This is a genomic window from Mesorhizobium sp. M0518 (genome assembly GCF_040321125.1).
Classification (GTDB): Bacteria; Pseudomonadota; Alphaproteobacteria; order Rhizobiales; family Rhizobiaceae; genus Mesorhizobium.
Genome location: NZ_JAMYQY010000001.1, coordinates 18,874 through 31,408, shown reverse-complemented (window position 1 = coordinate 31,408; position 12,535 = coordinate 18,874). Strand labels below are relative to the sequence as shown.

General features: G+C 63.7%; 11 protein-coding genes. 10 read left to right on the top strand and 1 reads right to left on the bottom strand.

What is annotated here, in order from left to right; all coding sequences use genetic code 11:
* The first annotated feature begins 252 nt into the window (after window positions 1-252).
* The 5 genes from NKI66_RS00145 (at window position 253) to NKI66_RS00125 (ending at window position 5,479) form a co-directional block, all read left to right on the top strand.
* Window positions 253-1,581 carry an NAD(P)H-dependent oxidoreductase gene (locus NKI66_RS00145; RefSeq protein ID WP_352750491.1) on the top strand — a complete coding sequence of 443 codons (1,329 nt, stop codon included), beginning with the start codon at window positions 253-255 and terminating at the stop codon, window positions 1,579-1,581.
* Window positions 1,582-1,583: 2 nt separating this feature from the next.
* On the top strand, window positions 1,584-2,612 hold the full coding sequence (locus NKI66_RS00140; protein WP_127261511.1) for a thiamine pyrophosphate-dependent dehydrogenase E1 component subunit alpha: 1,029 nt from the start codon (window positions 1,584-1,586) through the stop codon (window positions 2,610-2,612).
* Complete coding sequence (locus tag NKI66_RS00135; protein ID WP_128305050.1) at window positions 2,612-3,610, top strand: alpha-ketoacid dehydrogenase subunit beta; 999 nt, start codon at window positions 2,612-2,614, stop codon at window positions 3,608-3,610. The genes NKI66_RS00140 and NKI66_RS00135 overlap by 1 nt, the downstream gene beginning before the upstream one ends.
* A gap of 3 nt (window positions 3,611-3,613) precedes the next feature.
* Window positions 3,614-4,996, top strand: a complete 1,383-nt coding sequence (locus NKI66_RS00130; protein WP_352750489.1) for a pyruvate dehydrogenase complex dihydrolipoamide acetyltransferase — start codon at window positions 3,614-3,616, stop codon at window positions 4,994-4,996.
* 114 nt (window positions 4,997-5,110) lie between these two features.
* Window positions 5,111-5,479: a hypothetical protein gene (locus NKI66_RS00125; protein WP_013529317.1), complete on the top strand. Its 369-nt coding sequence runs from the start codon at window positions 5,111-5,113 to the stop codon at window positions 5,477-5,479.
* Window positions 5,480-5,524: 45 nt separating this feature from the next.
* Here the strand turns inward: NKI66_RS00125 and NKI66_RS00120 are convergent, their stop codons facing one another.
* Entirely contained in the window at window positions 5,525-6,496 is a 972-nt protein-coding gene (locus tag NKI66_RS00120; protein WP_352750488.1) for a sugar-binding transcriptional regulator, read from the bottom strand.
* A 257-nt stretch (window positions 6,497-6,753) separates the two neighbouring features.
* On the opposite strand from NKI66_RS00120, the gene NKI66_RS00115 reads away from it, so the two are divergent.
* The 5 genes from NKI66_RS00115 to NKI66_RS00095 all read left to right on the top strand — a co-directional run bounded on the left by NKI66_RS00115 (window position 6,754) and on the right by NKI66_RS00095 (window position 12,519).
* On the top strand, window positions 6,754-7,740 hold the full coding sequence (locus NKI66_RS00115; RefSeq protein WP_352750486.1) for an ABC transporter substrate-binding protein: 987 nt from the start codon (window positions 6,754-6,756) through the stop codon (window positions 7,738-7,740).
* Window positions 7,741-7,827: 87 nt separating this feature from the next.
* A complete protein-coding gene (locus NKI66_RS00110) occupies window positions 7,828-9,531 on the top strand; it encodes an ABC transporter permease (RefSeq protein WP_352750485.1) in 1,704 nt (567 codons plus the stop codon).
* Entirely contained in the window at window positions 9,519-10,598 is a 1,080-nt protein-coding gene (locus tag NKI66_RS00105) for an ABC transporter ATP-binding protein (RefSeq protein WP_023811035.1), read from the top strand. The genes NKI66_RS00110 and NKI66_RS00105 overlap by 13 nt, the downstream gene beginning before the upstream one ends.
* A complete protein-coding gene (locus NKI66_RS00100; RefSeq protein ID WP_023811036.1) occupies window positions 10,598-11,764 on the top strand; it encodes an MBL fold metallo-hydrolase in 1,167 nt (388 codons plus the stop codon). Before NKI66_RS00105 ends, NKI66_RS00100 begins: the two co-directional genes overlap by 1 nt.
* Window positions 11,761-12,519: a 5'/3'-nucleotidase SurE gene (locus NKI66_RS00095; protein WP_023811037.1), complete on the top strand. Its 759-nt coding sequence runs from the start codon at window positions 11,761-11,763 to the stop codon at window positions 12,517-12,519. Before NKI66_RS00100 ends, NKI66_RS00095 begins: the two co-directional genes overlap by 4 nt.
* Window positions 12,520-12,535: the final 16 nt, after the last annotated feature.

The window sequence follows — 12,535 nt, the reverse complement described above, 5'->3', positions numbered from 1 at the left end:
ATTCCGGTATTTTTATTTCACAGCCGTCCATATCCCAAAAAGCGTTCCGCGCTGGCGTTGTTCCAGCGCGACTGCGAGCGAACCTGTCTTTGCGCCCCGCGCGGTTCCCAGCTTCGTTTTCCTCCGTGGTTCGGGCTGCCGGGAAAGTGGTTTTAAGCACGAGAATTTGGACATTAGTCTTGACAGAAATACAGATGTTCAATACCCGTCAGGCAATCGAACAAGCCTGCATTTTTGGGAGGAACGAGCGGTATGGCTTCCAATGTTTCATTGACGGGCCTTGCCCGCGATCTCGAGGAACGCGCCAAGTCGGGCAAGCCTATCCGCATCGGCCTGATCGGCTCGGGCGAGATGGGAACCGACATCGTCACCCGTGTCGCCCATATGTCGGGCATCGAGATCGGCGCCATTTCCGAACTGAACCTGCCTGCCGCCAGCAAGGCGGTCGATATCGCCTTCCAGGAAACCGGGCATGCGCGCGAAGTGTCCAACGCTTCGGCGATGACCGCGGCGATGGAAGCCGGCAAGGTCGCGGTGACCAACGACGCCAATCTGGTCATCAACAACGATCTGATCGACGTCGTCATCGACGCCACCGGGGTTCCCGCCGTCGGCGCCGAGATCGGGCTGCGCGCCATGGAACATGGCAAGCATCTGGTGATGATGAATGTCGAGGCCGACGTCACCATCGGCGCCTATCTGAAGAGCGAGGCCGACCGGCTCGGCGTCACCTATTCGCTGGGCGCCGGCGACGAGCCGTCTTCCTGCATGGAGCTGATCGAATTCGTTTCGGCGATGGGGCATCCGATCGTTGCCGCAGGCAAGGGCAAGAACAATCCGCTCAACATCGACGCGATTCCCCCCGACTATGAGGAGGAGGCCAAGCGCCGGCACATGAACGTGCGGATGCTGGTCGAATTCGTCGACGGCTCCAAGACCATGGTCGAGATGGCGGCGATCGCCAATGCCACCGGCCTGGTTCCAGACAAGGCCGGCATGCATGGCCCGGCGGCGACGCTTGGCGAACTGTCCAAGGTGCTGGTGCCGCAGAAGGATGGCGGCGTGCTGTCGAGGGTCGGCGTCGTCGACTATTCGATCGGCAAGGGTGTCGCGCCCGGCGTCTTCGTCGTTGCCGATATGTCGCATCCGCGCATCTCCGAGCGCATGGAAGATTTGAAGATGGGCAAGGGCCCGTATTTCACTTTCCATCGTCCCTATCACCTGACCTCGCTCGAAGTGCCGCTGACCTGCGCCCGCGTCGTGCTCTACGGCAAGGCCGACATGGTGCCGCTGGCCAAACCGGTGGCCGAAGTCGCCGCCGTGGCCAAGAAGGACATGAAGCCCGGCGAGAAGCTCGATGCGATCGGCGAATATTGCTATCGTGCCTGGATCATGACGACGCCTGAGGCGCGCGCCGCCAAGGCCATTCCCTGCGGCCTGCTGCAGGGCGGCTCGGTCACCGCGCCGATCAAGAAGGGCGAGCTCATAACCTACGCGAATGCAGCGCCCGCGGCGGGCTCCAAGATCGCCGAACTGCGCGCCCGCCAGGACAAGCTCGTCTATGGGTCCGTGGGAGCGTGATCATGGCCACAGCCAGCAAAGCCGTCACTGACAGTCGCGCCAATCTGCCCTTCGTCTACCGCCACTACAGCGCCGAGCAGCTCAGGGAGGTGCTCCACAAGATGTACCTGATCCGCCGCTTCGAAGAGGGCGCGGAGGAGTGCTACACGCGCGGTCTCATCCACGGCACCATGCATTTGTCGATCGGCCAGGAAGCCAGCGCCATGGGCATCTGCATGCCGCTTGCCGAGGATGACCAGATCACCTCGACGCATCGCGGTCATGGCCACTGCATAGCCAAGGGTGCCGAGGTCAAGCGCATGTTCGCCGAGTTCTTCGGTAAGACCACAGGCTATTGCAAGGGCCGTGGCGGCTCGATGCACATCGCCGATGTCGGCAAGGGCAATCTCGGCGCCAATGGCATCGTCGGTGGCGGCATCCCGATCGCCGTCGGGGCGGCATTGTCCTCCAAGATGATGAAGACCGGCAAGGTCGTGGTCTCCTTCTTCGGCGATGGCGCCAACAATGAAGGCGCTTTCCACGAGGCGCTCAACATGGCGGCGGTCTGGAAGCTGCCTGTCATTTTCGTCTGCGAGAACAATGGCTATGGCATGTCGACATCGACGGCCCGCTCGACCGCCGTCAAGAACATCGCCGAGCGCGCCGCCGCCTATTCGATGCCCGGCGTCATCGTCAACGGCAACATCTTCTCCGAGGTCGCCGAGGCGTCTCATCAGGCCATCGCCCGAGCCCGCGCCGGCGAGGGGCCGACGCTGATCGAGTCCAAGACCTACCGCCATCGCGGCCATTCCAAGAGCGACCGCAACCGCTATCGCACCAAGGAAGAGATCGAGGACTGGATGTCGAACCGCGATCCGATCACCCTGTTCGAAAGCGAGCTCAGGGAATTCGGCTTCATCGACGACAAGGGCATCGAGGCCATTCGCGATGCCGTGGCGCAAGAGATCGCCGAGGGCATCGAGTTCGCCAAGGCGAGCCCATCGCCCGATATCAGCGAGACCGGAAATTACGTGTATACGGAGCAGGCGTGATGGACGCGATGGTGCGTGAACTGAGCTACGCCCAGGCGATCCAGGAAGCCATGGCGATCGCCATGGACATGGACGAACGCGTCTTCCTGATGGGTGAGGATATCGGTGTCTATGGCGGCGCCTTCCAGGTCACTGGCGACCTGGTCGAACGTTACGGCGCTGACCGCGTCATCGACACACCGATTTCGGAACTGGGCGGCGCGGGCGTTGCGGTGGGCGCTGCCCTCACCGGCATGCGGCCGATCTTCGAGTTCCAGTTTTCCGATTTCGCCACGCTTGCCATGGAGCAGATCGTCAACCAGGCGGCCAAGATGCGCTTCATGCTGGGCGGCGAGGTTTCGGTTCCCGTGGTGATGCGCTTTCCCGCCGGTTCCGGGACTGGTGCGGCGGCTCAGCACAGCCAGAGCCTCGAGGCCTGGCTCGGCCATGTGCCGGGTCTGAAAGTCATCCAGCCGGCGACCCCCTATGATGCCAAGGGTATGCTTTTGGCGGCGGTCGCCGATCCCGATCCAGTCATGATCTTCGAGCACAAGCTGCTCTACAAGATGAAGGGACCGGTGCCCGAAGGCTATTACACCGTGCCGATCGGCAAGGCCGATATCCGCCGCGAGGGCCGGGATCTCACCATCGTCGCCACCTCGATCATGGTGCAGAAGGCGCTCGACGCGGCTGCCGCGCTGGAGAGCGAAGGCATCGACGTCGAAGTCGTCGATCTCCGGACCATCCGGCCGATGGACAAGCAGACCGTCATCGACAGCGTCAAGAAAACGTCGCGGCTGCTATGCGTCTACGAAGCGGTCAAGACGCTGGGCATCGGCGCCGAAGTCAGTGCCATGATCGCCGAGAGCGAGGCTTTCGATTATCTCGATGCGCCGATCGTGCGGCTGGGCGGCGCCGAAACGCCGATCCCCTACAATCCGGAACTTGAGAAAGCGACGGTGCCGCAGGTTCCCGACATCATCACCGCCGCGCGCGACCTCGTGAAAGGGGTTCGCTGAGAAATGCCGACCGAAGTCATTCTTCCCAAGGTCGACATGGACATGGCGACCGGACAGATCTCGCGCTGGTTCGCCGAGGAGGGCGCGCGCGTCAAGAAGGGCGATGTGCTGTTCGAGATCGAGACCGACAAGGCGGCGATGGAGATCGACGCGCCGGCCAGCGGCGTCCTGCGCGATGTCAGCGGCAAGGAAGGTGTCGATATTGCGGTCGGCGCTGCCGTCGCGTGGATTTATGCTGACGATGAGGCTTATGGGGCTGATGTCGCTGCGACAAAGCAGGACAAAGCGCCAATCTCCCCACCCGTAGGGGAGATGTCGGCGAAGCCGACAGAGGGGGGCGCTGCCCAGCCAACGTCGCATTCTGTCACGCCCCCCTCTGCCCTGCCCTCTTTGCCGCCACTTGGCATCTCCCCCACAAGGGGGGAGATTGGCCAATCCCCATCCGCCGGCCGTGCAACACCGCTTGCCCGACGCCTGGCCCGCGAGGCGGGTCTTGCCCTTGCCAGCATTGCCGGCACCGGCCCGCATGGCCGGGTGGTGAAGGCGGATGTCGATGCGGCGATTGCCGGTGGAGGCGCCCAGGCGGCGCCTGCCGCCAAGGCTCCTGCTGGCGCTCCTGCGCCTGCGGTGAAGGCGATGTCGGACGATCAGGTGCTGAAGCTGTTCGAACAGGGCTCCTACGACCTCGTCCCGCATGACAATATGCGCAAGACCATCGCGCGGCGCCTGGTCGAGGCCAAGACCACCATCCCGCATTTCTACCTGACACTCGACTGCGAACTTGATGCGCTGTTGGCGCTGCGCACGCAAATCAACGCCGCTGCCCCGGTGAAGAAGACCGATAAGGGCGACGCTCCGGCCTACAAGCTGTCGGTCAACGACATGGTCATCAAGGCGATGGCGATGGCGCTGAAGGCGGTGCCGGATGCCAATGTGTCATGGACCGAAAGCGCCATGGTCAAGCACAAGCATGCCGATGTCGGCGTCGCGGTGTCGATCCCGGGCGGCTTGATCACGCCGATTATCCGCAAGGCCGATGAGAAGACGCTGTCCACCATCTCCAACGAGATGAAGGATCTGGCCAGCCGCGCGCGCAGCCGCAAGCTGAAGCCGGAAGAGTATCAGGGCGGCACCACGGCGGTGTCCAACCTCGGCATGTTCGGCATCAAGGACTTTGCCGCCGTCATCAACCCGCCGCATGCGACCATCCTGGCCGTTGGTGTCGGCGAGGAGCGGGCAGTGGTCAAGAACGGCGAGATCAGAATAGCCACCGTGATGTCGGTGACGCTGTCGACCGACCATCGCGCCGTCGACGGCGCGCTGGGTGCCGAACTGCTGGTCGCCTTCAAGAACCTCCTTGAAAATCCGATGGGCCTGCTGGTCTGATCCACCAAGCAGAAGCCGGCGCCGAATGATGCGCCGGCTTAAAACAGAAACGACTTGTCAGGCGCCGACCCTTGACCCATGTTCTATCTGGATTGCGATCCAGGGAGGCCAAATATGCCTGCATTCGACCCATCTGACGTCAAAACCCTGTTCGGCAAGGTCATGGGCGCGTCGCCATCCGATATCAAGCTGGTGGCGCAGCGCCTGCACGACCACGCCTTCGAGCCGCGCATGTCGGCGGAGGAGACCAGGCAGCTTGTCGCCAGCCTCGGCTATGACAGCCTGGACGCGTTCTGCGCCGATATCGGCCTGCCCACGCATATTGCCGAGCGCTGGAGCCGTTTTGGTGTTTCCGGCGAGATGAAGCAGGTTTTCACGCTGTTGGCGGCGCAGCGCAAGCGGGTGGCCGAGGCGATCGCCGAATTCGAATCCATGACCCATGTCGGTGTCGAGGATTTTTTGCGCGAGCGCGGGCTCATTTAGCGGGAAACACGGGTAGCGGGAAACACCGGGGCCAGTCGAACCGGCTCAGCCGCCCTTGGCAAGCAGCGCCGTGGCGGTATCGCTGTCGGTGATCAGCACGTTGGTGTCGACGGCTTTCAGCGCGGCGAGGATCGCCGCGACCTTGCGCTTGCCGCCCGCGGCGAGAACCACATTCGGCACGTTGCTGACCACATCGAGATCGATGGCCATGACGCGGCTGTTGACCTCGTGGTCGACCAGCCCGCCGGCGGCATCGACAAAATAGCACAGCATGTTGGCGACCGCGCCCTTCGCTTTCAGCGGAGCGATCAGCGATGAGGGCACGATGCCGTGCCGGAAGATGGTGGCGTCCGGCGACATGTCGCCGACGGTGAGCAGCGCGATGTCGGCGGCGGCCGCGCGTTGGCGTACATCCTGCAGGGTCGGCTGCGCCCAGAGGAGATCGCGCAGCGAGGAATTGTCGACCGTCACCGGCGCGGTGATCTGATAGCTGTCGACCTCGAAGACGTCTGCGACCTTGGCAGCAACGATGGATGGATTGATCCATTGCGAGTGCGGCAGGCTGCCGACAAGCGCCACCACGCAGGCACGCTTCAATTGCCGGCGGGCAAGGAAGCCGAGGCTGGCATGCAGGGTCGCGCCGCCACCGATGGCCAGCGTCATGCCGTCCTGCATCTGCTCGCCGAGATAGGCCGCGACGGCATGGCCGATGGCCTTCTCCAGATGGTCATGCGCCGAAGGTGTCGGGATGACGACGGCGGCATCCAGACCCCGCCGCTTTTCCAGTTCCCGCTCGAGCGCCACCTGCCCGGCGGTCGGCGCGTTGATCATGGTGACGACAATGCCCTCGGCGGTGCAGGAGGCCAGCGTACGCATGACCTTCACCCTGGAAACATCGAGCTTTTCGGCGATCTGTTCCTGGGTGAAACCTTCGACATAGTAGAGCCATGCCGTCTTGACGGTAAGGTCCGACGAGACCATCGGTAGGCGAGCCTGTCTGGGTTTTTCCGTGGTCATCGGTTCCTGTCCCTCATGAGCCGTGGCCTGCCCGGTGCTCATCAAGGAAACACCGGCCGGATGTCAATTGATGCCGATCGCAGGCGCGTCGATTGTCGCACAGTTTTGTTCATTTGTAATTGACATCGTACATATGAACATATTTTGTGGGTTTCACGCGCTGTGTCATCCACCAGTCATATGCGCCGTGCAGGGAGGAAGAGACGGGGAGCCGGCCAGAGCCGGACCGGTCATGCACAGAAAGACAGGAGGTCTCATTGAAGACGCACTTCATCAAGCTGCTGGCCAGCCAGCTGGCGCTCGCGGCAACTTTGTTTGCCGGCGTGGCAAACGCCGAAACACTGACTCTCTACACGTCCCAGCCGGAAGCCGACGCGGCCAAGACCGTGGATGCCTTCAAGAAGGCGCAGCCGGGTATCGATGTGAATATCTATCGCTCCGGAACGAGCGACATCCTGACCAAGATGGCGGCCGAGTTTGCCGCCGGCAGCCCGCAGCCCGATGTGCTTTTGATCGCTGACGCGGTCTCAATGGAGCTGTTGAAGAAGGACGACCGGCTGCTGCCCTATCCCGAGGCAAAGCTCGACGGCATCGAAGCGGATGCCTATGATGCCGACAAGACCTATTTCGGCAGCAAGCTGATCACCACCGGCATCGTCTACAACACCGCGGCGACCGAGAAGCCGCAGCATTGGGCCGATCTTGCCAAGCCCGCCTATGCCGATGGCCTGGTCATGCCGAGCCCGCTCTATTCGGGTGCCGCCGCCTACCTGCTTTCGGGCTTCGTCGGCGATACCAACTATGGCTGGGATTTCTTCCAGAAGCTGAAGACCAACAACACCGTCAGCGTGCGCGGCAACGGTGCGGTGCTGAAGTCGGTGGCATCGGGCGAGAAGCCCTATGGCATCCTCGTCGACTTCATGGCGATGAACGCCAAGAAGAAGGGTTCCCCGGTCGAATTCGTGTTCCCCTCGGAAGGTGGGCCGGCAGTGACCGAACCGGTCGCCATCATGAAGACCGCCAGGAATGTCGACGGCGCCAAGAAGTTCGTCGACTTCATTCTTTCCGATGACGGCCAGAAGCTTGCGCTTTCGATGGGCTATCTGCCGGCGCGCGCCTCGGTCGGCCGCCCCGAATGGCTGCCGGAAGGCGTCAAGGTCAAGGTGATGTCGTTCGACACCAAGGCAATCGTCGCCAAGACCGACGCCGACAAGGCGAAGTTCTCGGAACTGTTCGGCGGCTGAGCCGGCAATCCAGTCGGCATGCCCCCTAGCGGCATGCCGACTGCGAAACCCGAGCGCATCGGCTGATCGATCCCAGGAAAAGCAATCATGTCAACACGGATCAGGGAAAGCCGGGGCCAGGAAATGGTCCTGACGGCGGCGGTGGCCATCGTCATCGTCCTGCTTTCGCTGCTGCCGATGCTGCGCCTGATCAAGGAAATCGTGGCACCCGGCGGCACGCTGTCGACCGTCGCGATAAAGGTGGGGCTCGCCAGTCCGGCGACCTGGATCGCCACCTGGCACACACTGGTCGTCGGTATCGGCGGCACCCTGCTTGCGGTGCTGTCGGGAACGCTGGTGGCCGTCCTCGTCACTCTGACCGATATCCGCGCTCGCAGCGCCATGGTGCTCTGTTACGTCATGCCCCTGATGATCGCGCCGCAGGTGACGGCGCTTGCCTGGCTGCAGCTGTTCGGCCCGGCAAGCCCGTTCCTCAAGCTGTTCGGGGCGGCACCGCCGCTCGGGACCAGGAACCCGCTCTATTCCACCTCGGGCATCATCCTGCTGCTCGGCGTGCAGTATGGCCCGCTGGTCTTCCTGCTGGTGCGCGCCGGCCTGCGCAAGCTGCCGCGCGAACTGGTCGAAGCGGCGCGGGCGGGCGGTGCCGGCTGGTTCACCGTGCTGGTCACCATCGTGCTGCCGTTGATGACGCCCTCGATCATGGCCGCCGCCGCACTTGCCTTCGTCTCTTGCGTCGGCAATTTCGGCATTCCGGCCTTTCTCGGCATTCCCGCCAACTATCTCGTGCTGCCGACGCTGATCTATCAGAAGCTGGCCGGCGGCGGCGCTGCCGTGCTCGGCGAAACCGCGTTCCTGTCGGTGCTGATCGGCATCATCGCCATGGCGGGCATCCTTGCCCAGGAGATCATGAGCCGCCGCCGGGACTATCGCATCAGCTCCACGTCGCTTTCGGCCGAGCCCTATGAACTCGGTCGCTGGCGGCCTACGGTCCAGGCCGGCATGTGGCTGCTGATCATCGTGGTGCTGTTCCTGCCGCTGTTCGGGCTGGTTCTGACATCGCTGGTGCCGGGCTACGGCATCGCGCTCACCGCCAAGACGGCAACGCTCGACAATTATCGCTTCGTGCTGTTCGAGCATGACGCGGCCAGCCGCGCCTTCTTCAACAGCTTCTGGCTGTCGATCGCGGCGGCCTTCTTCGCGGTTCTGGTCGCAGTGCCGATCGGCTATCTGATCGCGTGGGGCAAGCAGCGCTGGGTGCGGCTGCTCAATCTGTCGGTGGAGCTGCCCTATGCCTTGCCAGGCGTGGTGCTGGCGATCGCCTCGCTGCTCATGTTCCTGCGGCCGATCCCGTTGACCGGCATCCAGCTCTACAACACCGTCTGGATCATCCTCTACGCCTATCTCGCCCGTTTCCTGGTGCTGGCGCTGCGGCCGACCATCAGCGGCTATCACCAGATCGACCGGGCGCTGGAGGAGGCTGCGCAAGTGGCCGGCGCCGGGCTGTTCACCCGCATGCGCACGATCATCTTTCCCCTGGTGGCACCGGCGGCGATCGCCGGCGGCCTGCTGATCTTCATGACGGCACTGAGCGAACTCACCGTTTCGGCGCTGCTGTGGTCGTCGGGCTCGGAAACGATCGGCGTGGTGATGTTCTCCTTCGAGCAGGGCGGCGATTCCAACTATGCGGCGGCGATGTCCGTCATCACCGTGGCGGTCACTTTCGCGCTGATGCTGGTGACCAATCTGCTTGCCCCCTACCTTCCGACCGGAGTGCTGCCATGGCGCGATTGAGCCTGGACAATGTGACCAAGAGCTTCGCCAATTTCGATGCCGTCAAGGACGTATCGATCGACGTCGCCGACGGCGAGTTCCTGGCAGTGCTCGGCCCTTCCGGCTGCGGCAAGACGACGTTGCTGAGGCTCGTCGCCGGATTCGAGAAAGTGACGTCGGGCGAAATCCGCATCGGCAGCGAGGTCGTGTCGGGCAAGGGCGGCAGCGTCGCGCCGGAAAAGCGGCGCGTCGGCATCGTCTTCCAGAACTATGCGCTGTGGCCGCATATGACGGTGGCCGAGAACATCGGCTATTCGCTGAAGGTGGCGAAGCTCGACAAGGCCGTCGCCCGCCGGAAGGTTGAAGACGCACTGGCCCTTGTCAATCTGCAAGGGCTGGGCGAGCGTCGGCCGGCCAATCTTTCCGGCGGCCAGCGCCAGCGCGTGGCGCTGGCGCGCTGCCTTGTCGCCGCGCCCTCGCTAGTGCTGTTCGATGAGCCGCTCGCCAATCTCGACGTGCATCTGAGGGCATCGATGGAGGACGAGTTCGCATCCTTCCACAAGCGCACCGGCACCACTATCGTCTACATCACCCATGATCAGGCCGAGGCGATGGCATTGGCCGACCGCATCGCGGTGATGGATGGCGGGCGCCTTGCCCAGCTGGCGACGCCGCGCGAGCTCTATCATGAGCCGGCAAATGAAATGGTCGCATCCTTCATTTCGCAAGGCATTTTGCTGCCCGCCGACGTGCTGAGCGCGGAGCAGGCGGGCCACTGCAAGGTCCGGGTTCTCGGGACTGAACTGATTGTCCGCTGCCGGCCAGGCGAGCGGCCGCGCGCTGGCGCCAAGATCTGCTGCCGGTCAGCCGATCTCGACGTTTCGCCGGATGGCCCCGGCTTCGATGGCCTGGTCAAGCGGGTGATCTATCAGGGTGGCTCGGCGCGTATCGAATTCACGCCTTCGACCAGTCCCGACATCACCTTGCACTTCGAACAGCCCGACCCAGTCATGCTGGAAAGCGGGTCCCGGGCGCGTCTGCGCATAAGGTCCGGCTGGCTGATCCCGGCGGTGGGGGCGGCATCGTGATGATGCTCGACCTACTCGGCGGCTTTGGCGAAAAGGGCCGCACCAGTCTTGCTGTCAGCAGCGGCAAGGATCGCATCCTGCTCGACGTCGGCATCAAGGTCGGCGCCTCGGGGGCGGACTACTATCCGGCGCTGAACGGGTCGGCCGCCGACATCGATGCGCTGTTCGTCTCGCATGCCCATGAGGATCATGTCGGCGCGCTGAGCTGGCTGCTGTCGCGCGGCTATGCCGGCCCGATCTTCATGACGGCGGAGACCCGCAATGAGGCGCCCGCCACGCTCGCCGGCTATGCTGAGCCCGAGGATTTCAGACGGTTCCCTTTTCCCGAAGACCGCATCGAATTGTTCGAACCCGGCGATACGCTGAAGAGCGGAAATCTCACGATCCGGACGGGACGCTCCGGGCATGTGGTGGGCGGCGTCTGGTTTGCCGTGGACGATGGCGAGAGCCGCGTCGCCTATTCGGCCGATGTGGTGCCGGACAGCAATGTCTTCGTCATGGACGCGATCCCGCACTGCGACCTGCTTGTCCTCGATGCTTCCTATGGCGCCGATCCGGTGCCGGGGGCGGCGCGGGCGCTCGAAATATCGCAGTGGGTTGCGACGCATTCGGGCGGGTGTCTTTTGCCGACGCCGCTCTCGGGTCGGTCGCTGGAGCTGATCGCGGCCTTGCCGGGGCCGTTCGCCATCCATGCCGGCATGCGTTCGTCGCTGGAAGCGCAGATCGGCGCCACCGCATCCCTGTTGCCAGGTGTCTCAGAACTCTTGCTTCGCCGCCTGCAAGACGCAGCCGACTGGACCGATGCCGATCCCCTGCCGCCAATGCCGTTGCTGGCGGATGACGGTATGGGTGAGGCCGGCCCGTCGTCGCGCCTCTTGCCGCGTGCCGACCATTCCGGTTTTCCGGTGCTGCTTACCGGCCATCTGCCGTCAGGTTCGCCGGGCGATCTGTTGCACAAGGCCGGCCGGGCGGACTGGGTGCGCATGCCGACCCATCCGACGCTGTCGGGCAATGTCGACATCTGGGAGAAGGCCGGGCGTCCCGCAGCACTCGGTCATTCCTGCACGCCGGACCTTCTCGGCGATCTGCAAACCCACATCCCGTCGTTGCGCACGCAATGCCGCACCGGCCAGCGCATAGTGGTGTCGGAGGCGAAAAAACGATGAGAATTCTGATCTGCAACGACGACGGCATCGAAGCGCCGGGGCTTGCCCGTCTGGTCAATGCGGCCGGCGGGTTGAGCGACGATGTCTGGGTGGTCGCGCCCGACGGCAAGCGCACTGCTGCCGGCTCGTCATTGACGATTGCCAGGCCGTTGACCATGGGGCGCGTCAAGCCGAACTGGTACTCCTGTTCCGGCACCCCGGCCGATTGCGTGGTAAGCGCCATGACCTGGCTGTTCGCCGATTCCGACAAACCGGGCCTTGTGCTGTCGGGCGTCAACGATGGCCGCAACGTTGCCGAGGACCTTGCCTATTCCGGCACGCTCGGCATTGCGCGGGAGGCGACGTTTTGGGGCGTTCCAGCCATCGGCTTCTCACGCGTGAAAAATCCTGATTTCACCGATGGCGACGACCAATGGCTTGGCGCGCTGATCGCTTCATTGTGGCAATCGCGCGCCGACTGGGCCGCTGAGGGGCATTGGCTGAGCATCAACCTGCCGACCTTGCTGCCGGCCGAAATCCGGCAGCCGCGCATCGGCCGCGACAAGATCGCCCGCAAGGCCGAGATCGTGGAAAGCGACGGCGAACGCACGGTCATCACCGTGCCGCGCGGGCGCGCTCATGCAAGTGAGCCGGGTGACGAAAACGAGGCGATCGATGCCGGCTTTATCAGCATCAACCGGCTGAACTGGTTTGGCGAGACACGGCTGGACGAACGGTTTCTGGACAGGATCCCGCGCCAGCGGCAAACTGGCTGACCTGGGGTCTGCGCGT